This window comes from Paraburkholderia sp. SEWSISQ10-3 4, assembly GCF_030464785.1.
GTDB classification, from domain to species: Bacteria; Pseudomonadota; Gammaproteobacteria; order Burkholderiales; family Burkholderiaceae; genus Paraburkholderia; species Paraburkholderia aspalathi.
In genome coordinates this window covers 272586-292861 of the sequence record NZ_JALPRI010000004.1, presented here as the reverse complement: position 1 = coordinate 292861, position 20276 = coordinate 272586, and the positions used below count along the sequence as shown (strand labels likewise).

At 62.4% G+C, this 20276-nt stretch carries 18 protein-coding genes; 14 read left to right on the top strand and 4 right to left on the bottom strand.

Features of this window, described 5'->3' with window-relative positions:
- The first annotated feature begins 94 nt into the window (after positions 1 to 94).
- The 8 genes from M0D68_RS12510 to M0D68_RS12475 all read left to right on the top strand — a co-directional run bounded on the left by M0D68_RS12510 (position 95) and on the right by M0D68_RS12475 (position 8598).
- Entirely contained in the window at positions 95 to 613 is a 519-nt protein-coding gene (locus tag M0D68_RS12510; RefSeq protein ID WP_093633764.1) for a GNAT family N-acetyltransferase, read from the top strand.
- Between the two features lie 59 nt (positions 614 to 672).
- Complete coding sequence (locus M0D68_RS12505; protein ID WP_093633763.1) at positions 673 to 1464, top strand: TatD family hydrolase; 792 nt, start codon at positions 673 to 675, stop codon at positions 1462 to 1464.
- A gap of 52 nt (positions 1465 to 1516) precedes the next feature.
- Positions 1517 to 2257 carry an ankyrin repeat domain-containing protein gene (locus M0D68_RS12500; RefSeq protein ID WP_093633762.1) on the top strand — a complete coding sequence of 247 codons (741 nt, stop codon included), beginning with the start codon at positions 1517 to 1519 and terminating at the stop codon, positions 2255 to 2257.
- A 199-nt stretch (positions 2258 to 2456) separates the two neighbouring features.
- Positions 2457 to 2813: a Rap1a/Tai family immunity protein gene (locus M0D68_RS12495; protein ID WP_054042704.1), complete on the top strand. Its 357-nt coding sequence runs from the start codon at positions 2457 to 2459 to the stop codon at positions 2811 to 2813.
- Between the two features lie 345 nt (positions 2814 to 3158).
- Positions 3159 to 4382, top strand: a complete 1224-nt coding sequence (locus M0D68_RS12490; protein WP_200619957.1) for a mechanosensitive ion channel family protein — start codon at positions 3159 to 3161, stop codon at positions 4380 to 4382.
- Positions 4383 to 4580: 198 nt separating this feature from the next.
- Positions 4581 to 5993, top strand: coding sequence for an alpha,alpha-trehalose-phosphate synthase (UDP-forming) (otsA, locus tag M0D68_RS12485; RefSeq protein WP_093633759.1), 1413 nt, complete (start codon positions 4581 to 4583; stop codon positions 5991 to 5993).
- Positions 5994 to 6060: 67 nt separating this feature from the next.
- Positions 6061 to 7230 carry an AAA family ATPase gene (locus M0D68_RS12480; protein WP_266210684.1) on the top strand — a complete coding sequence of 390 codons (1170 nt, stop codon included), beginning with the start codon at positions 6061 to 6063 and terminating at the stop codon, positions 7228 to 7230.
- Between the two features lie 300 nt (positions 7231 to 7530).
- Positions 7531 to 8598 (top strand): glycosyltransferase family 4 protein, encoded by a 1068-nt coding sequence (locus tag M0D68_RS12475; RefSeq protein WP_093633757.1) that lies wholly within the window; start codon positions 7531 to 7533, stop codon positions 8596 to 8598.
- 129 nt (positions 8599 to 8727) lie between these two features.
- Here M0D68_RS12475 and M0D68_RS12470 read toward each other — a convergent pair whose 3' ends face one another.
- The 3 genes from M0D68_RS12470 to M0D68_RS12460 form a co-directional block, all read right to left on the bottom strand.
- Positions 8728 to 9315: a YSC84-related protein gene (locus M0D68_RS12470; protein ID WP_093633756.1), complete on the bottom strand. Its 588-nt coding sequence runs from the start codon at positions 9313 to 9315 to the stop codon at positions 8728 to 8730.
- Between the two features lie 367 nt (positions 9316 to 9682).
- A complete protein-coding gene (locus M0D68_RS12465; protein ID WP_266224391.1) occupies positions 9683 to 10129 on the bottom strand; it encodes a hypothetical protein in 447 nt (148 codons plus the stop codon).
- 292 nt (positions 10130 to 10421) lie between these two features.
- Positions 10422 to 10718: a PsiF family protein gene (locus M0D68_RS12460; RefSeq protein ID WP_200651029.1), complete on the bottom strand. Its 297-nt coding sequence runs from the start codon at positions 10716 to 10718 to the stop codon at positions 10422 to 10424.
- A gap of 447 nt (positions 10719 to 11165) precedes the next feature.
- Here M0D68_RS12460 and M0D68_RS12455 point away from each other — a divergent pair, with 447 nt between their 5' ends.
- Both M0D68_RS12455 and M0D68_RS12450 read left to right on the top strand, forming a co-directional pair.
- A complete protein-coding gene (locus tag M0D68_RS12455) occupies positions 11166 to 11462 on the top strand; it encodes a YciI-like protein (protein ID WP_093633753.1) in 297 nt (98 codons plus the stop codon).
- Between the two features lie 583 nt (positions 11463 to 12045).
- Positions 12046 to 13218, top strand: coding sequence for a transposase (locus M0D68_RS12450; RefSeq protein WP_266224389.1), 1173 nt, complete (start codon positions 12046 to 12048; stop codon positions 13216 to 13218).
- Between the two features lie 80 nt (positions 13219 to 13298).
- Here the strand turns inward: M0D68_RS12450 and M0D68_RS12445 are convergent, their stop codons facing one another.
- The gene (locus M0D68_RS12445; protein ID WP_093633751.1) at positions 13299 to 14852 is read right to left on the bottom strand and encodes a mannose-1-phosphate guanylyltransferase/mannose-6-phosphate isomerase; all 1554 of its coding nucleotides are present in this window, start codon (positions 14850 to 14852) and stop codon (positions 13299 to 13301) included.
- A gap of 647 nt (positions 14853 to 15499) precedes the next feature.
- Between M0D68_RS12445 and M0D68_RS12440 the strand changes: the two genes are divergently transcribed.
- The 4 genes from M0D68_RS12440 to M0D68_RS12425 all read left to right on the top strand — a co-directional run bounded on the left by M0D68_RS12440 (position 15500) and on the right by M0D68_RS12425 (position 20136).
- Complete coding sequence (locus tag M0D68_RS12440) at positions 15500 to 16897, top strand: undecaprenyl-phosphate glucose phosphotransferase (RefSeq protein WP_266224387.1); 1398 nt, start codon at positions 15500 to 15502, stop codon at positions 16895 to 16897.
- A gap of 62 nt (positions 16898 to 16959) precedes the next feature.
- The gene (locus M0D68_RS12435; RefSeq protein ID WP_200651027.1) at positions 16960 to 18405 is read left to right on the top strand and encodes a UDP-glucose/GDP-mannose dehydrogenase family protein; all 1446 of its coding nucleotides are present in this window, start codon (positions 16960 to 16962) and stop codon (positions 18403 to 18405) included.
- Between the two features lie 61 nt (positions 18406 to 18466).
- The gene (locus M0D68_RS12430; RefSeq protein WP_093633748.1) at positions 18467 to 18922 is read left to right on the top strand and encodes an exopolysaccharide biosynthesis protein; all 456 of its coding nucleotides are present in this window, start codon (positions 18467 to 18469) and stop codon (positions 18920 to 18922) included.
- Positions 18916 to 20136 carry a polysaccharide biosynthesis/export family protein gene (locus M0D68_RS12425; protein ID WP_093633747.1) on the top strand — a complete coding sequence of 407 codons (1221 nt, stop codon included), beginning with the start codon at positions 18916 to 18918 and terminating at the stop codon, positions 20134 to 20136. Before M0D68_RS12430 ends, M0D68_RS12425 begins: the two co-directional genes overlap by 7 nt.
- Positions 20137 to 20276 lie beyond the last annotated feature (140 nt).

Below are 20276 nucleotides of genomic sequence, written 5' to 3'. Positions count from 1 at the left end.
GCCGACGGTGTGTGCAAGGCTGGCGTGCCTTAACCCGCCGCGCCGACCTGTGCATCCGTCCGCTGATTTGCCTTCCATCTCACGTCAAAGCACCATGAGCCTTTCCTACCGCGATGCCACTTTCGACGATCTGCCCGCGATCGTCGCCATCTACAACTCGACCGTGCCGTCGCGGCAAGTCACTGCCGATCTCGAACCGGTCAGCGTCGAAAGCCGTCTGGCGTGGTTTCATGCGCACGGGCCGCACAAGCGTCCGCTGTGGGTGGTGGAAGATCCGCAGCAGTCCGGCCGCGTGATCGCGTGGTTGAGCTTCTCGGATTTCTACGGCCGCCCGGCCTATCTGCGCACCGCCGAAGTTAGCATCTACCTGGACGAAAGCGCGCGTGGCAAGGGCCTCGGCAAGCAACTGCTGGCCGCCTCGCTGGCAGTGGCGCCGACGCTCGGCATCGACACCGTGCTGGGCTTTATCTTTGGCCACAATGACGCGAGCCTGCGCCTGTTCCGAGGCTTCGGTTTCGACACGTGGGGGTCGCTGCCGCGCGTCGCGGTGCTGGACGGCGTGGAGCGCGATCTGGTGATTCTCGGCAAGCGGCTCGAGCCGGCCGCGGCCTGATTTACGGCCACGATTTACAGCCTGGTTCACACCCAGCTACTTATCAGCAGGACATCATCATGTTTGTCGATTCGCACTGCCATATCAACTTCGAAGGACTCGCCGACCGCCTGCCGCAGGTGCTCGAGAACATGCGCAGCCATTCGGTCACGCATGCGCTGTGCGTATCGGTCGATCTGGAGACGCTGCCGTCCGTGCTGGCGATCGCCGACCAGTACGAGAACGTCTACGCGTCGGTTGGAGTGCATCCCGATCACGAGGACATGCGCGAACCGAGTCTCGCCGAACTGATTGAGCTGGCCGAACATCCGAAGGTGGTCGCGATCGGTGAGACCGGACTCGACTACTACCGTCTGGAAGGCCGCACGATCGCCGATATGGAATGGCAGCGCGAGCGCTTTCGCACCCATATCCGCGCGGCACACGCCACGAAGAAACCGCTGATCATCCACACCCGCTCGTCGTCGGAAGACACGCTGCGCATCATGGCCGAGGAGCGCGCGAGCGAGCCGGGCGGCGTGATGCATTGCTTCACCGAGCCGTGGGCGGTTGCCGAGCAGGCGTTGGCGCAGAATTTTTACATTTCGCTGTCGGGCATCGTCACGTTCAAGAGCGCGACCGACGTGCAGGACGTCGCGCGCCGTGTGCCGCTCGAGCGTTTGCTGATCGAAACGGACTCGCCGTACCTCGCGCCCGTGCCGTATCGCGGCAAGCCTAATGAACCTGCGTACGTAAGTTATGTCGGACGCTTCATCGCGCAACAGCGCGAGATGGCGGACACGGCGCTGGCCGCCGCGACGACACAAAACTTCTTCCGGCTCTTCAAGATTCCCGCGCCGGCTGGTGTGTGATCGGTAAAGCCAATAAATATCAAATGGATAGGGACGTTTCCTAAAGTAAAACATGACAAATTATTCGACTTCGACGGCAGCGCTTCAAGAGACTTCAGCAGCGCAAACGGCCCTCGGTTCGGCACGCCGCAGCGCCTCGCGCCTCGCGCTGGCCGCTACGCTCGTCTGCGCCGCGCTGAGCTCGCTGGTCGCGGCGCCCGTTCAGGCCGCGCCGATCGACTCGCTCATCAAGTCGGTGAAATTCGACGACGTGGATGGCGTCAACAAGCTGCTTGCCAAGGGCATGGACCCGAACAGCGTCGACAACCAGGGCATCCCGCTGCTAGTGCTCGCCGCGCGTGAGAAATCGGACAAGGTGGGCGCCGCGCTGCTCGCCAATCCGAAGACCAACATCGAGATCGAGGACAAGGCCGGCGAGAACGCGATGATGATGGCCGCCTTGGCCGGCGACCTCAACTTCGTCAACCTGTTGATCGCGAAGGACGCCGAAGTCAACAAGAAGGGCTGGGCGCCGCTGCACTACGCGGCTGCGAACGGCCACGACGATATCGTCAAGGTGCTGCTCGACCATTCGGCCTACGTCGATGCCGGTTCGCCGAACGGCACCACGCCGCTGATGATGGCCGCGCGCGGCGGTCATGTGTCGACGGTGAAGCTCCTGCTCGATAACGGCGCGGACCTCACGGTGAAGAACCAGATCGGCCTGACCGCGCTCGATTTCGCGAAGACCTACAAGGAACCGGACGTGGTTGAAGGCCTCACCGCGCGCCTGCAGCAGATGCAACAGAAGTGAACTGCGAGAAAATCCGGAGAACCGGCTGCTGGATAGCCGGCCGCCGGTTCCCCGGACCAAAAATTTGCCTGAAGATAGCACCTGCTGGCATGCCTGCGGCTTCGCAAAACAGTGCAGAATGACGACTTGGCGCGTTGCGAGGCGCGCCGGTTCGATGCGGCGCAAGACCGCCTGATAAACGACCCTGGAAAGGAACACCATGCTGCGGGCTTTGATTTTCGCCAGCGCGCTTGCCGTACCGCTATCGGCAGCCGCGTTTACGGGAGGCGACCTCAACAAGCTGTGCACGAAAACCGATGTGGCATCGCGTAGTGCGTGTGCCGCGTATATCGAGGGAGCTGCCGACGGCATCTTCAATACGATCGACGCAATCGGCGGCACCACCGGGCCGCGCGTCGGCCAGTACTACTGCCTGCCGCCGGACGCGCGCTCGGCGCAACTCACCGACGCGGTACGGAAGTACATCGCCGAGAATCCGATCGTGGCAGGCTACAACGCCAGCACGGCGATCTCGCTCGGGCTCGGCAAGGCATTTCCTTGCAAGAGCGGTAGCTGATCGCGTAGTTGATTTTGGCTCAAACCCGGCCGCATTCAGAATGCCGCCGGCTTGAGCACCTTTCCCTGGTCTTGGCGGACGAACGCCTAAGATGTCTACAGGCATGCCGCGCCGGAAGCATCGAACCCTGGCCGGCGTGCCGCTGCTTCAGCGCTCGTTAGCGTTAGCGTCATCAGAGGAGCGTGGCATTCGCGCTCATGCTCGCCTCCTCGACGCTTTGCCGCCTGGTCGGCCGATGGATGGCCCGACGGCTTCGCCCGCGTAGCGCCCGCCCCACGCAACGCCACCGTCGCGCTTCGGGCTTGCGATTCCGTTCACCTTCGAACCAAGAGGAACACGCCCTCCATGCCAACTCCCGACGACTTCAGCCGTATCGCCGAAGCCCCGTTGCATACGTGGCTCGGCGCGTTGATCGTCTCGGCCATCGCGATCGTGCTGGCGCTGGGCATCCATCGAATCGGCGCACGCATCATCACGCGGATTGCGCGACCGTACCCACTCACGAGCGTCGTGCTGCGCTATATCGACAAGCCCTCGCTCTTCGTGCTCGTGATCCTGATGCTGGAGGCGGTGTGGTGGGAAGCGCCTGACACGCTCACCTTCATCACGCCGTTGCGCGACGCCGCCGCGATTGCGTTGATCGGCGCGATCACGTGGCTGTCGGTACGTTCGGCGGCGGCGATCGGCGAGGCGATCATCCAGGCCCATCCGCTCGATACCGCCGACAACCTGCAGGCGCGCCGCATCCATACGCAGGCGCGCGTGCTGGCGCGCTCGGTGATGCTGGTGATCGTGATCGTCGGCGTGGGTGGCGCGCTGATGACGTTTCCGAACGTTCGGCAGATCGGCGCGAGCCTGCTGGCGTCGGCCGGCGTGGCGGGTCTGGTTGCCGGCATTGCCGCGCGGCCGGTGCTCGGCAATCTGATCGCCGGTTTGCAGATCGCGCTCTCGCAACCGATCCGGCTCGACGATGTCGTCGTGATTCAGGGCGAGTGGGGACGTATCGAGGAAATCACCGGCACGTATGTCTCGGTGCGCTTGTGGGACCAGCGCAGGCTGATCGTGCCACTGCAATGGTTCATCGAAAACCCGTTCGCCAACTGGACGCGCAGCAGTTCGCAGATCATCGGCACCGTGTTCCTGTACGTCGACTACCGGATGCCGCTTGCGCCGTTGCGCGAAGAGCTTGCGCGCATCGTCGAAGCCGCACCCGAATGGGATCGGCGCGTGCAGGTGCTGCAGGTTACCGACGGCACCGAGCGCGCGATGCAGTTGCGCGCGCTGGTCAGCTCGCTTGATTCAGGCCTGAACTGGGACCTGCGCTGCCGCGTGCGCGAGGGGCTGCTCGACTTCATCCAGCAGCGCTATCCGCAGTATCTGCCGCGGGCGCGCGCCGACGTGTCGGCCGAACTCGAAACCGGCAAGAGCGAGGCGCCCGACTGGGTGCCGCGCAGCACGCAGACGCCCGCCGGCAGCACCGCCGCGCACACCGAGGCCGATCCCGTGGCAAGCCGCGCCGGTCGTCATCAGGCGAGCGATCCGTTGCAGCACGTGAAGGAAAAGGTGTAGCGCCGCGTGCCGCGCGGATCAGATGAGTGCAACTGATCGGACGCCGATGTGGTCGAACCGTCCATCTGACTCACGAACCTGGCGCGGTATCGCGTGTTGTTCGGCCGCTTGACGTCATCGAAGTGTTGCAACGCTCGAGGCGTCACAAGCCGCTGAAGCGCGAACGCCGCGCCGTGCGAACCAAGGAGGACTACCAACATGGGCCGACTGATCGTCGTGTCGAATCGTGTCGCTACGCCGACGGAAACCAAGGGGTCGGCGGGCGGCCTCGCGGTCGGCGTATTCGGCGCGCTGAAGGACGCGGGCGGCGTGTGGTTCGGCTGGAGCGGCGACGTGGTGAGCGAGACCGTCGCCAATGCCGGGCCGACGCTGGAGCAGGACGGCGCGGTAACCTTTGCGACCGTCGGACTCACGCGCAAGGATTACGACCAGTACTACCGCGGCTTCTCGAACGCGACGCTGTGGCCGGTGTTCCACTACCGCAACGACCTCGCGCGCTACGAGCGCGAAGAATACGCGGGCTACCGCCGTGTCAACGCATGGCTCGCGCACAAGCTGATCAAGCTGCTCGAACCCGACGACGTGATCTGGATTCACGACTACCATCTGATCCCGTTCGCCGAAGCGTTGCGCTCCGAGGGCATCACGAACCGCATCGGCTTCTTCCTGCACATTCCGTTTCCCGCGCCGCAGATTCTGCTCAACATCCCGCCGCACGAAGAGCTGGTGAAATCGCTGTCGTGCTACGACCTGCTGGGCTTTCAGACCGCGACCGATGAACTCGCTTTTCACGACTACGTGACGCGCCACGCGCGCGGCACCGTCAGCGAAGGCAATCACGTCGAAGCTTTCGGCCGCAAGCTGCGCACGGGTGTCTATCGGATCGGCGTGTTCCCCGACGAAATCGCCGAACAGGCGCAGCGCTACGAGAGCCGCCAACACGTGCTCGATCTGAAGCAGAGTCTGGAGGGCCGCAAGCTGATCATGAGCGTTGACCGGCTCGATTATTCGAAGGGGCTCGTCGAACGTTTTCGCGCCTTCGAGCAACTGCTGGAGCGCTCGCCCGAATGGCGCGGCAACGTGACGCTCGTGCAGATCGCGCCGCCGACCCGTTCGGACGTCGCCACCTATCAGAAAATCCGCCAGGATCTCGAATACGAAGCAGGGCGCATCAACGGCCGTTATTCGGGCCTCGATTACACGCCGATCCGTTATCTGAATCAGCAGTACGACCGCTGGAAACTGATGTCGCTGTTTCGCGAGTCGCAGATCGGCTTTGTTACGCCCTTGCATGACGGCATGAATCTGGTCGCGAAGGAATATGTCGCCGCGCAGAATCCGGAGGATCCGGGCGTACTGGTGCTGTCGATTTTCGCCGGTGCGGCGGCGGAGTTGACCGGCGCGCTGCTGGTCAACCCGCACGATGCAATCGGCATGTGTGAGGCCTTGCAGCGCGCGCTGCAAATGCCGCTCGATGCACGCCAGCGGCGTCACGAGATCAATATGGCGGCGCTGCGCAAGAACGATCTTGGCGTGTGGCGCGATACCTTCCTGAACGATTTGCGCAGTGTGCCCGTGCAGACGCCGGGCAAGGGCGGTGGGCATAAGTGATGGCGTGTTTGCACGGAGTTGTTTTGGTGAACGCGCCAAAGCGCGCGTTTGATCGAAAGGTGGCCGCATGCTGAGGACGTTGGCCATCGCGGGGTATCGGTCGCTGCGCGAGTTGATCGTGCCGCTCGGGCAGTTGAATGTCATCACGGGTGCGAATGGCAGCGGCAAGTCGAGCGTCTATCGCTCGTTGCGTTTGCTGGCCGAGACGGCGCGCGGCGGCGTGATTACTTCACTTGCGCGTGAGGGTGGTTTGCAATCCACCTTGTGGGCTGGACCCGAACGTTTCTCGCGCGCGATGCTGGCTGGGGAATTGCCCGTCGAGGGCACGCGCCGCAAAGACCCGGTGAGTCTGCGGCTTGGATTTTCCGGCGACGAGTTCGGCTATGCGATCGATCTCGGCTTGCCGCCGCTCGACAGGGCTACCCGCTTCCCGCTCGACCCCACCATCAAACGCGAGTGCATCTGGAGCGGCCCGGTGCTGCGGCCGTCGGCCTTGCTGGTCGACCGGCATGGCGCAGCGCTACGTACGCGCGACGAGCAGGGGGAGTGGCAAACCATCCCTCAACCTGTCGCGAGCTTCGACAGCATGATGACGGAGTTCTCCGACCCACGGACCGCTCCCGAGATGATCACGGTGCGCGAGCAGATTCGTTCGTGGCGCTTTTACGACCACTTCCGCACGGATGCCGAAGCGGCCGTGCGTTTGCCGCAGATCGGCACGCACACCCCGGTGCTCTCGAACGACGGCGCGGACCTCGCCGCGGCCTTGCAAACCATTCGCGAGATCGGCGACCCGGTCGCGCTCGATGCCGCCATCGACGACGCCTTCCCTGGTTCGCGCCTCGACGTCGCCTCGTCGGAGGACGGCCGCTTCGAAGTATCGATGCAGCAACACGGCCTGCTGCGGCCGCTGAAGGGTGCGGAGTTGTCGGACGGCACCTTGCGTTATCTGTTGCTGGTGGCCGCGTTGCTCACACCGCGTCCGCCGGCGTTGCTGGTGCTGAACGAACCGGAGACGAGCTTGCATCCGGACCTGCTGCCGGCGCTGGCGCGCCTGATCGCGCGTGCTTCCGCGCATTCCCAGGTGCTGGTGGTGTCGCACGCGGCGCGGCTGATCGCGGCGCTCAAGCGGGAGGACGGCAGCCAGTCGATCGTGCTCGAGAAGCACTTCGGCGCCACGCGCATCACCGACGCGGACGATCGCGACCTGCCGCCGTGGAAATGGCCGGCGCGATAGCCGTGGCCAGGCGATCCGGCCAAGGGCAACAGGCAAGCGAGCTACCCAGGCAATGTGTCTAAGCTACGTACCTGAGCGGATAATAGGCACGCCATCGGATGTAAGCTGAATGTAACAGCGCACAGGAATTGCAAGGCTAGGGGCTTTTTGTTCCACCCTGGTGAATAATGGTGTGATGCGGATGGTGCAGGCGGACGCCCGGCGTCCACTGCATTGATGGAGAAGGACCGGCGCTGTCATAAGCAGCGCCGCTGACGTGCACCGCCATTGGCGCGAGCCGTCAGTTCACGGAGACAAAATATGAAGATTGCGCAGATCGCCCCTCTGACCGAATCAGTGCCGCCGAAGCTATACGGCGGCACGGAGCGCGTCGTGTCCTATATCACCGAGGCGCTGGTCGATCTCGGCCATGACGTGACGCTGTTCGCGAGCGGCGACTCCGTTACGAGCGCGAAGCTCGAAGCCGTCTGGCCGCGCGCGCTGCGTCTGGACCCGGGTATCCGCGACCGCATTGCGCCCCATATGCTGTTGATGGAACTGGTGCGCCGCCAGGCCGAAAACTTCGACGTGCTGCATTTTCACCTCGACTATTACTCGTTTTCGGTCTTCAAGCGCCAGGAGACACCCTTCGTCACGACGATGCACGGCCGGCTCGATTTGCCCGAGCAACAGCCGGTGTTCGACACCTTCAACACTGCGCCTGTGATCTCGATTTCGAATGCGCAGCGTCATCCCTTGCCGCAGGCCAAGTGGCTCACCACCGTCTATCACGGTCTTCCGGAGCAGCTCTACACGCCGCAACCGGTCGAGCAGAAGTACCTCGCGTTTCTCGGCCGTATCTCGCCGGAAAAGCGTGTCGATACCGCGATCCGGATTGCCGGACGCTGCGGCATGCAGATTCGCATTGCCGCGAAAGTGGACTCTGCCGACCGCGAATACTTCGAGCGCGAAATCCGACCGTTGCTGGACTTGCCGCATGTCGAATTCATCGGTGAGATCGCGGATAACCAGAAGGCCGAGTTTCTATCCGGCGCGCATGCGCTGCTTTTCCCGATCGACTGGCCGGAGCCGTTTGGCCTCGTCATGATCGAAGCGATGGCGTGCGGCACGCCGGTGATTGCGTTTAACCGCGGCTCGGTGCCGGAAGTGCTCGACGACGGCGTGACGGGCTTTATCGTCGAAGATGAGATCGGCGCGGTGGCTGCGGTCAATCGCCTGCATAAGATGCCGCGGGCGGGCGTGCGGCAACGCTTCGAAGAGCGCTTCACGTCGCACCGGATGGCGCAGCAGTATGTGGATGCGTATCAGTCGGTGATTCGCGCGCAGAAGCGTTCGCGCTTCAAGGTGATTGATACGTCGGGTAGTTGAGCGGCGTAAAACCGGCCCGCACGGCGGTCTGAAAAAAACGGCGATGTGCACTACGCATCGCCGTTTTTTTATTGCCGCTGTGCCTGGGGTCGGCAACCGGACCGCGCGGGACAGCGCAGGACCGCGCGCCTAGATCTTCAGGCGCGTTACCTTGGTGCCCTGCAGCGAGACATCGGCCATCAGGCCGGCATTGGTCAAAATGAATACTTCGACCGGGGCCGTTGCCGTGGTCGTGTCGATCGCGCCGTTGGCGCCCATCTTCACCAACGCGACGGAGGCGTCGCCGCCCGCGGACCAGCCGTCGGCATTGCGGAATGAGTCGAGCGAGTCCTGCGTCATGAACAGGAAGATGATGGCCTTCGATTGCGCGCCCGCCTGCAGACCGAACGAGCCGGAAACCGTGCTGTAGTAGCCGACCGTGCCGCCGCCTACGCGCAGCGCACCTTCGCCATACTGGCCGCCGACGATGAAGCCCACCTGCAGTACCGACGGGAACACCAGGACGCCGCGCGCCTTGGATACGAGTTCGCGCGAACCCTTCACGGTCGTGAACAGGCGCGACATGGTGCCGTCGACACTGGCGTCGATCGACTGGCGTTTGGAGGCATCTGTGGAGGGGGTGTTGGGGTTGCCGCTGTTAGTCGTACAACCAGCGAGTGCAAGGCCTCCGAAAGCGAGCGCAGCGGTAGTCTTCAGCATGAAGTTTCGTCTTTGCATCGTTTTTCTCCATCATGGTTCCTGGGCGCAACCTCATATGGTGTTGCCGGGCTGCTTTTAAGTTATATCACACGCAAGCGTGAAGAGCGTACTTCGTCGTTCGGCGAAAAGCCTTGCGGGGCGGGGGCTTGCGAGCCATCGCCAGGCGCGCTGCTGTAATTTTGACCGGTGGCGGGAGGGCGTTGAAAGACGCTCGGACAGCGCCTTCGAATGGGCTTCCGGCGAATCGAATCGCCCAGGGACCGGCTCATCGGCGGCCGGGTTGAAACCGTATCGAAGACCGGTTTTTACCGATTTTCCGCGTCCACGATTCGCATTGAAATCGAATTGAAAGTGTTGCCTCGACGCTGCATTCGCACCCGCGTCCTCACCCATGGTTTGCCGGACTTTTGACCGGCGGGCGCCGCAGCACGCGGCGAATCATGCCGATCAATACGCCGATCAGGAACAGCGTGACGGCCGGCACGATCCAGTAGCCGACGAACGCATGCCAGAGGTAACCCATAAGCGTGGAGCGGCGCACGCTGTATTCGTTGCGGGCGTTCTGCTGGCGGGGCGCATTGGCCGCCAGCACATCGGCCGGACAGCCGGCGGCTTGCGCCTCGTCGGGCTTGCCGTGGCAGCGCGCGGGCGCGCCGGCGGCGCGTTGTGCGTCGGTGAAATTCCAGGTGGTCAGCGCACGGTCGAGGTCGACGGCGTTATACGCCATTTCCTCCCGGATCTCGCTGACTGCAACGATCGCCACGGGCACGGCCCAGAAAATGATGACGACCAACCACCGCCTCAACCAGCGGTTTTTATGCTTCGATACCATCCTTGCCTCCGATCGATGCTCTGCAGCACCAACGACAAGATGGCGGCCCGTCTAATGTTGTGTATGGGGGTGGGCCGTCTCCGCAGCCATCATAGAAGAAAAACGGCGCGTTCGCGCGGATGGGCTGCGAAGGGAGAGGTAGCGCGAGGGCGGCCGCCTGGAGATCAGCGGCGAGAGAGCGCAGGCGTCGGGACAGAAGGAAGGCCAAGGCCGCGCCGGAAAACGGCGCGGCCCTGTTCGAGCAATACGTGGCCAGGCGCGTGGCGTGAGGCCCGCGCCGATTGCCTCGTGTTTAGTTAGCCGGTGCGGACGACAGGCAGGTCTTCATGAAGGCCTTACGGTCGTCGCCTTTCTTGCCGGTGGCTTGCGTGTTACACGCCTTCATCTTGTCCTGCTGGCTCATTGGCGCTGCGGCAGCCGGCTTCGCGGACAGGCAGGTCTTCATGAAAGCCTTGCGGTCGTCGCCTTTCTTGTCGGCAGCCTGCTTGTTGCAGTCGGCCATTTTCGTTTGCTGGCTGTTCTGCGCGAACACCGGCGAAACGAGGACAGTACCCAGCACCAGTGCAGCGATAGCGGATTGGATTTTCATGTGACACTCCATCGGTGGTGAAAACGTTTTTGGTCGTTCATGCGCGTGGGCGTCAACGGCGTCCAGGACCCCTCGGCACGTCCATTATGGCAAATGCTGTCTGCCAGAACGGACGGAATGCCATTCCGGTTGACACGCGAGCACGCTGGTTTTCCCCTACGGAGCGGGGTTGGCGGCGCTCCCGGGCGATAAAACGGCCGAATCACGGCAGTGCAAGAATATGTTATGCAATCCGGATTAATTGGTAAGGCGTATGCAAATGAATTAGGCCGTCGTCATTCCATATGGGCGATCAAATTCTAAACATCCAATTTGCATTGCTGCAGGTGCAAATGAATAGGAAATCGGCAGAAAATCCCGTTGAAGATCGCAGGGGTAATCTTGACGGAATTCCCGCGCCGATGCGCCGCCCGTCGTCCCAGTCACGCAAGCCAAAGGAGGCTCGCCATGCACTACCTGTTGATGTACGACCTCGTGCCGGACTACCTCGAGAGGCGTGGCACGTATCGCGACGCCCATCTGGCGCTCGCCTGGGCGGCCACCGAGCGCGGTGAATTGCAACTGGGTGGAGCCTTGACCGAGCCTGTGGACACGGCCGTGCTGCTCTTCAAAGGTGACACGCCCGAAGCCGCCGAAGCCTTTGCCAGAGCCGATCCGTATGTGCTCGCGGGGCTCGTGACGCGCTGGCGCGTACGCCCATGGATGACCGTGGTGGGTGAGGGCGCGGCGAACCCCGTGCGTTAGAAGCAAACCAAACCGCCGCGCTCGCGCGGCGTCGAGAGGAATGCGAACGGCATGAAGAAGCGCTGTGTTCGCTTCGACGGCAATCGCACCTCGATGTCACCCAGTTGCTGCCAAAACACTGCGCCCAGGCATCCCGCAGCCAGGCGGAAATGCCATCAAAATGCATCGAAATGCGTTGTGGCTCAAATATAAATTTCGTAAACGCAATTCGCCATCGTTGCCGCGCTGTTGTGCTGTGCAACAGCGTCTTTCGGCGCCGGAACCGACGGCAGTTCTGTTACGGCAATACGAGAAATGACGCAGCAAAAAGGACAAGATTGTTTCCATCCGTAACACTTGTCTCAATCATATTCACGCAAACCCTGGTGGTGGTATGCTTCGTGCACAAATTCTCCCATGCACGAGTGAGACCACGTTTTGTGCTTCGCAATAGGGACAAACCGCACTAACCCAGTGCGCTATTGACCCGCAAACAGAACGTACAAAACATATTTGTGCAACCGCGGGCTGCACACGGATCGTGAAAGTTGAATCCGTGGCCGCCCAAAGCCGCGGCCCGGCCAGGCTGCGTGGAGAAAACCCAATGTTTTTCGATGAGCTAAGCAATGACGAATGGGCGCTGCTGGCAGCGCTTGTCTCTGATGAGCCGGCCGTCCGTCTGAACCGACGCGGCCGGCCCCGCGCCGAACCGCGTATCGTGGCGAATGCCGTTCTGTGGATCCTGACAACTGGCGAACCCTGGTCGAAACTGCCGGGCCGCTATCCGTCAGGTCCTACATGCCGGCGCCGTTTTGAAGAATGGCAGTTGAACGGCACGCTGCTCGAGATGGTTCGGCTGTTGTCCAAAACCGGACGTACCTTCGCGTACGTCCCGCAACCGGCGCCGCCTGTCGCGGCCAAACCGGCAGCACCGGTAGCCGAAACCCCTAGTGTGCGCGACGAAGGTCTGCGTGGTGTGTCGTGGAAGAGCCCCGAATCGTGGCAGGCGCCCGGCGTATCGAGCAGCCTGAGCAACTGGCGTTCGGCGGATCCGTTCGCCGATATCACGCGCCAGTTGTCGGGTATGACAAACGCGCCGCCGGTGTCGCGTACACCTTCGGCCAGCTCGACATCCGCGCCACCTGCGCACCGGCCCGTCATGCGCGCCGGTCTGCAAAGCATGGAAGAAGCACGGGCGGTGGGCGCGGCAATGCACAGCCTGGATTCGGCCATCACGTCGGCACGCCGCACGCAACAGCTTGAAGATCAGCAGCGCAGCTCGCTGTCGATGAGCCTCGCGCCACGCGGCACGCAGGTCGCCGACCGGCGCGGCTATGTGATCTACGTTGCGGCGGAGCAGGTGCCCAACGCCATGTATCGCGCGTGGGCGGAGATCATGAAGGACGGCAAACGCGTCGAGCGTTCCGGCCTCGTGGGCCCGCGCTTTGCCGAGGCCGACGCGGCGGAGGAATACGCGCTCGAATGGGCGCGGCAGTGGATCGACCGTGAATGCCGTACGCAGGCTGCAGCCGAGGCCGCACCTGCAGTGAATGCCACTGCGGCGGCTGCTGCAGCGGCGCGTCCGTTGCCGGCCATGCGTCATGTGCCGGAGCCGGTCGCGGTGAATCACGGTGGGCCTTTGCACGGTCCGCTCAATGCATTCCGTGGACCGCTGCGCCGTTATCCCAGCGAACCGGCCGCACCTGCAACCGCAACCGAAAGCAGTGCATCAGATCGTTTTCCGTCCTATCCAGAACTCATCTCCCATGCGGGGTGAGCACGGCGGTTAGCGATACAGCAATACCCCCGCGGCCGTCAGGAGCAACAGCCGCAGGTTCCCGCTTCATTCGTTGTGAATCATTGACGTCCATACGTATCGTCGAAGCGCACGATATCGTCTTCGCCGAGATATGAGCCCGACTGCACCTCGATCATTTCGAGCGGCATCTTGCCCGGATTCTCGAGACGGTGAGTGACGCCCAGCGGAATATAAGCTGATTCGTTTTCGGAGACGATAAAGCGCTCTTCACCCCGCGTGACGAGTGCGGTGCCGCGCACGACGATCCAGTGTTCCGCGCGGTGATGATGCATTTGCAGAGAGAGTCGCGCACCCGGTTTCACGACGATGCGTTTGACCTGGAAGCGCTCGCCGGTGTCGACGGAATCGTAGTTGCCCCACGGGCGATGCACCTTGCGATGGTTGGTCGCTTCCAGTCCGCCATCGTTGCGAATCCGTCCGACGATTTTCTTGACGTCCTGCACGCGCGATTTGTCCGCGACCAGAATCGCATCGGCCGTTTCGACCACCACGAGGTCCTGCGTGCCGACGCAGGCGATCAGGCGTCCTTCCGAATGCGCGAAGGTCGAGCTTGCCCCTTCGAACATCACGCGGCCGCGCCCCACGTTCCGATCGGCGTCTTTCTCCGAAATGTCCCAGATCGCGTCCCACGAACCCACGTCCGACCAGCCCGCTTGCAGCGGCACAACCACGCCGGATGCGGCGGTCTGATCGTTACCCAGTTGCTCCATCACCGCGTAGTCGATCGAATTCGACGGCGAGGCGCAGAACGCGTCGCGTTGCAGGCGGAAGAAATCGCCGTCCGCTTTGCCGCCTGCGAAGGCCGCGTCGCACGCTTCGTAAATCGCCGGCTGGAAGTGGCGGATCGCCTTCAGCCAGGTCGAGGCGCGCATGATGAAAATGCCGCTGTTCCACCAGTATTCCTGCGAATCGATATACCGCTGCGCCAGTTCCAGATGCGGTTTTTCGACGAAGCGATCGAGCTTGTGCGCGCCGACCTTTCCGGCCGCATCGCCGTCCGTTGCGCGAGCGTCATTAGGCATGCCAAGCGCCGCACCAATACGGATGTAGCCATAACCCGTTTCCGCACGCGTCGGCACGATGCCCATCGTCACGATATGGCCGGCTGCCGCATGCTGCACGCCGGCCGCCACCGCTGCATGAAAACCGGCGCTGTCGGTTACCGCGTGATCGGCGGGCATCACGACCATGATGCCGTCCTCGTCCTGCGCGGCGATCGAAAGCGCGGCCACCGTCAGCGCCGGCGCCGTATCGCGGCCGGCGGGCTCGAGAATCAGCCGGGTCGGCTTGCCGCTCGTCCGCAATTGCTCGGCTGTGGTGAAGCGCTGTTCTTCATTGGCCACCACGACGAGTTGCTCCGCAAGCGGATGGCCCGTTTCGAGCCCGTCGAGCCGGCGCGTGGTCGACTGCAGCAGCGAGTCGTCGCCGAGCAGGCCAATCAGCTGTTTCGGATGCTGCTCGCGCGACATCGGCCACAAGCGTGTACCGGAGCCGCCCGCCAGAATCACGGGATGAACTTTGAGCTTGACGTTTAGGTGCATAGCTTGCGTGGACCGGGTGTCGGCAGGTGTGGCCGTAACCGGAGCTGTCATGATGGACTCCTCGAGGCTGGGTGAATGCGTCGAGTTTTATCACGAAGTAAAGAATGAATAAAAGAGCGTTAAATAGAAACTATATAAACCGTCTAATAAAATTGGCTGTTTCGTGAAGAAAAAATGTCCGGCCAATTTTTAAAAAAGAAAAATTACCCGAAAAAAATAACAGGTGATTTTTTTATCCGGCGGAATGACGCAGAATGGGGACGAAAGGCGGGGCGTAAGCTTCGTAGGAAAACGGACAGCCTGGCTCACATCCGCTTCCAGAAAGGCAAGAAACCGGCCTCTCAAACGCGAAATCGGTAACAATTGCCGCGCAAAATTCCGAAAAAATATCGAAAAAATGACCGATACATTTTGAGATATTTTGCTGTCTTGCAGTCCGAATTTTAATACCGCTTTATCTATACCTGTACAAGGGTATTCACTCATTTCGACACCTGTTTTCCGGATCGTCCGTTCAGGAATTTTTTTAATCCGGAAAGCGGCAGGGTAATTAACACCGGGTCAATCAGTTTCGCGCCGCGCATCGATCTGCGGGCGCGAATACCGGCGTTGCGCTCCCGGTGGCAGGACGTGATGAGTGTGACGGGAATTCAACCAACCAACGGATGGCACTTGACTGACGAACTGAGGGGCAGCTCATGCTGAGCGTTCTATCGAGAATCATCGACATCGCCATGGTCGCGCTCGGCGCGGCTATCGCGACGGCCGTGCACAGCGGGAAATTGGTGTGGCTGGACGACGTCCAAAGTGTGTCGCTCGCGTTCGACTGCCTGCTCGTGGTGGTGTTCTTCCCTGCGCTCGGGATCTATCAGTCGTGGCGCGGCAAGCCGCTGTACGACCTGCTGTGCCGCGTTGCGGGCGGCTGGGTGATGGTGGAGATCACCGGCATCCTGATCAGCTTCAGCCTGCACCGTTCGGACAGCCTGTCGCGTTTGTGGCTGTTTTACTGGGCGATCGCCACGATCGTGCTGCTGATCGTCACCAAGGTGATTGTCTATTCGATCCTGCGCGGACTGCGCCGCGAAGGCTTCAATCAGCGCGCGGTGGCGATCGTCGGCGGCGCGCCGTATGGGCGCTTCCTGATCGAACAGATGCGCAGCCGCCCGGAAGCTGGCTTTAGCCCCGTCGTGCTGTTCGACGAGGAGGGCACGATCAACCCGTATGAAGATCCGGATGCGAGCGATGTGATCGAAGGCGTGCCGGTCGAGCGCGACTACTCGCGGATGCTTCAACTGGTGCGTCAGCGGGCGATTCGCGAACTGTGGCTCGCGCTGCCGATCTCGAAGGAGAAGGCGATCCATCGCTTCGTGATGGACCTGAAGAATGACTTCGTGAACATCCGCTTCATTCCGGACGTTCGCAGCCTCACGCTCTTCAATCAGCCGATGGTGGACCTGCTCGGTGTGCCGGCGATCAACCTGGCCGCCTCGCCGATCACCGATCTGCGCGTGCTGCCCAAGCGCATCTTCGACCGGCTGTTCGCGCTGGCGGCATTGACAGCGCTGTCGCCGGTGATGCTGGTGATCGCGGTGATGGTGAAGGTGAGCTCGCCGGGCCCGGTGTTCTTCCGCCAGAAGCGCAAGGGCATCGACGGCAACCAGTTCGAGATCTACAAGTTTCGCTCGATGAAGATGCACAAGGAAGAGGCCGGCAAGATCACTCAGGCGACCCGGCGCGATCCGCGCATCACCGCGGTCGGCGCGTTCCTGCGGCGCACTAGCCTCGACGAATTGCCGCAGTTCATCAACGTGCTGCGCGGCGAGATGTCGGTCGTGGGTCCGCGTCCGCATGCGCTCGAACACGACGACATCTACAAGGATCTGGTGAAGGGCTACATGCACCGTTACCGGATCAAGCCGGGCATCACCGGGTGGGCGCAGATCAACGGCTATCGCGGCGAAACCGATCGCATCGAAAAGATGATGGGCCGCGTCAAGCTCGATCTGTACTACATGCAGCACTGGACCTTCTGGCTCGACATCAAGATCGTCGTGCTGACGCTGTGGAAGGGCTTTGTGGGCAGCAACGCATATTGAGGCGCAGCCGTGCAACGCGCGGCCGCTCTCCCGAATCAACTCCATTTTCCGAGGTGTAATACATGAACCTGACGATCATCGGTAGTGGCTACGTAGGCCTCGTAACGGGCGCATGTCTCGCCGACATCGGCCACGACGTGTTCTGTCTCGACGTCGATCAACGCAAGATCGACGTGCTCAACAACGGCGGCGTGCCGATCCATGAACCGGGTCTGCAGGAAATCATTGCGCGCAATCGCAAGGCCGGCCGCCTCAAGTTTTCGACCGACATCGAGGCCGCGGTCGCGCACGGCGACATCCAGTTCATCGCGGTGGGCACGCCCTCCGACGAAGACGGTTCCGCCGACCTGCAATACGTGCTGGCCGCTGCGCGCAATATCGGCCGCCATATGACGGGCTTCAAGGTGATCGTCGACAAATCGACGGTGCCGGTCGGCACGGCTTCGCGCGTGCGCGACGTGATCGCCGAGGAACTGGCCGCGCGCAACGCGAGCCACATGTTCTCCGTGGTGTCGAATCCGGAATTCCTGAAAGAAGGCGCGGCCGTGGAAGATTTCACGCGCCCCGACCGTATCGTGCTCGGCTGCGACGAAGACGTGCCCGGCGAAAAAGCACGCGAGCTGATGAAGCGCCTCTATGCGCCGTTCAACCGCAATCGCGAACGCACGCTGTACATGGACGTGCGTTCGGCCGAGTTCACCAAGTACGCGGCTAACGCGATGCTCGCCACGCGTATCTCGTACATGAACGAACTCGCGAATCTGGCCGACCGCGTCGGCGCGGATATCGAAGCGGTGCGCCGCGGCATCGGTTCCGATCCGCGCATCGGCTACGACTTCCTGTATGCCGGTTGCGGTTACGGCGGCTCGTGCTTCCCGAAAGACGTGCAGGCGCTGATTCGCACGGCAGCCGACCACAAGGCCAATCTGCGCATTCTCGAAGCGGTGGAAGCCGTCAACGACACGCAGAAAAAGATCCTTGCGCAGAAGATCGTCGACCGTCTGGGCGAAGACCTGTCGGATCGCACCTTCGGCGTGTGGGGCCTCGCGTTCAAGCCGAATACCGACGACATGCGCGAAGCGCCGAGCCGCCCGCTGATCGCCGAACTGTTGCGCCGCGGCGCACGCGTGAAGGCCTACGATCCGGTCGCGATCGACGAATCGAAGCGCGTGTTCGCACTCGATCTGAAGGACGTGCCGCAACAGCATGCGCGCCTGTCGTTCGTGAATGAAGAGATGGAAGCGGCCGAGGGTGCCGATGCACTGGTAATCCTCACCGAATGGAAGGTCTTCAAGAGTCCGGACTTCGGTTCGCTCAAGGAGAGCCTCACCACGCCGCTGATTTTCGACGGCCGCAATCTGTACGAACCGGACGCGCTGCTCGAACTCGGTATCGAGTATCACGCGATCGGCCGTCAGCACGCGCTGCGCAATGCGCCGGCGAAAGTCGGTGCGAACGGCCTGCCGGTCACGGTAGACGCGGCCGATACGGTCGAGGTCGGCCAGTAAGTTGGCCAATGAGTTGGCCAATAAGCCGCCGTGTAGCCAAAGCCTCACTAAGGAGCCCGCCATGTTCGCCAACGTTCTGATCGTCTGCCACGCCAACGTGTGCCGTTCGCCCGCAGCCGAGATGCTGTTCAAGGCCCGGCAGCGCGCGCCGTCGCGGCCGTCCTCAGCGCCGATCGCGTTTCATTCGGCGGGTCTCCGCGCCACCAACGGCCACGCCATGGACCCGGTGATGCGGCGCCTGCTCGCCGAGCAGGGCGTCGCCTCCGGCATCCACTATTCGCGGCGCCTCGACCGCCAGCTCGTGCGCGCAGCCGATCTCGTACTCGTCAGCGAGCGCTCGCAGGTGAGCGCGGTTGAAGCGCTCGATCCGGCTTCGCGCGGCAAGGTCTATCCGCTCGGCAAGTGGGAAGACGATTCCGACGTCGCCGATCCGCACGGCGGCAAGGAAGCCGACTATAGGGAGAGTCTCGTGCTCATCGAACACCTGGTCATGGGATGGCTGAAGAAAATATGCTGATGAAAAAACGCACTGCACACACATTCGCGAACGTCAATTCGAAACTCGCCGCCACGCTTTTGCTGACGTCCTTTCTGTCGGCCTGCGCTACCGCACCTGGCAATTATCTCGACACGTCCCGTCTGAAAGACGACGGCCAGCACCAGAGTCAGCAAGCTAACGAAACCTATCCGGTGCATCTGATCGACGGCCCGCTGGTGGCGGCGCAAGCTCAGGCGCAAGCCACTGCCGCGCAACAGGCGCTGCCGACTTCGCACTATAGCGATCCGTCGCAGTACGTGTACCGGCTCTCGCCGCAGGACATTCTCGGCATCACCGTGTGGGACCACCCGGAATTGACCACCCCGCAGGGCAGCACGCTGTCCGCGGGCGGCAATACCACGCAGTCGATCGGCGGCGCCTTGCAGCAGCCGTATACCGCCGCGCTGCCGGGCCAGGCCGATCCGTACGGCCAGACGATTGCCCCCGACGGCACGATCTTTTTCCCGTTCGTCGGCCGCATCAAGGCCGCGGGCAAAACCGTGGGCGAAGTGCGCGATCAGTTGAGCTCCGGCCTCGTGCGCTACATCCGCAATCCGCAGGTCGACGTGCGCGTGCTGTCGTACCGCGGCCAGAAAGTGCAGGTGACCGGCGACGTGAAGACGCCGGGCCCGCTCGCCATCAGCGACGTGCCGCTCACGCTGGTCGACGCGATCACGCGCTCGGGCGGCACCAACAGCGACGCCGACATCCAGCGCGTGCGTCTCACGCGCAACAACAAGCTGTACGTGCTCGACGCCAACCGCATGCTCGACCAGGGCGACACCACGCAGAACGTCATGCTGCAAAACGGCGACGTGATCAACGTGCCGGATCACAACGACAGCCGCATCTTCGTGATGGGCGAAGTGAAGACGCCGATCCAGCTGCCGATGGTGAAGGGCCGCCTGACGATCGCCGACGCGCTGACCCAGGCGGGCGGCATTCTCGACACGGACGCCAATCCGCGCCAGATCTTCGTGATGCGCGGCATGCGCGAGCATCCGACCACGCCGGACGTGTACCGCCTCGACATGACGCAGCCCGACGCGATCATGCTGTCGTCCCAGTTCCAGTTGCAGCCGATGGATGTCGTGTATGTGGGCACCGCCGCTTCGACCACGTTCAACCGTGTGTTGCAGCAAGTCCTGCCGAGCGTACAGACGTTGTTCTACCTGAAGCAGTTGACGAGATAACTACTGTCTGAGCCGTCGACAGGCCCGCGCCGCTCTCAAAGGGCGCGGGACCGAAGCAAACGCCGAGGCAAACGCGCAAGCCCATGCCAGAGCACCCGCTGAAGCCCACGCCGAAGCAACCGAAACGGGATCGAATTGTG